The sequence below is a fragment of the Pseudomonas sp. AC463 genome, from assembly GCF_979253585.1.
Genome location: NZ_CEEDDZ010000276.1, coordinates 1 through 346, shown reverse-complemented (window position 1 = coordinate 346; position 346 = coordinate 1). Strand labels below are relative to the sequence as shown.

The following is a 346-nucleotide window of genomic DNA, read 5'->3' as shown; positions in this document are numbered from 1 at the left end:
GCCCCGGCCAGTCGATCGGCTTCAATCGCAGATTGCAGCGCGCGAACTTGACCTGATTGCCATAGTCGAACGTCGTGACGTGCCGGATGTCGTAGATCACGCCGCCACCTTCATGCGAGCGTCAGCCCGACCGCACGCAGCGGCTCCGCACCTTGCAGGAAATATCGGCGCGCGACCGCGTCCGACAACGCCACCAGCCGGCTCTCGACATCGCCCAAAGTATCCACGTCTAGCGTCGTCGCATCCGCCGTCGCGACGATCGCCTTCAGCCGGATCGCCTGCGCCTGCTGCGCCTCCGCCATCTCGTCGTCCCCCAGCACCGGCAGCGCGGCGAGGTGATTGGCGA

General features: G+C 66.5%; 2 protein-coding genes. Both read right to left on the bottom strand.

All coding sequences use genetic code 11. The annotated features are described in order from the left end of the window. Positions 1–100: transglutaminase N-terminal domain-containing protein (locus tag AC0IYH_RS30130; protein ID WP_471837778.1), on the bottom strand; the 100-nt coding region annotated here is incomplete at its 3' end. Positions 101–110: 10 nt separating this feature from the next. Beyond that, a partial coding sequence (locus AC0IYH_RS30125; protein ID WP_471837776.1) for a hypothetical protein occupies positions 111–346 on the bottom strand: 236 nt, incomplete at its 5' end.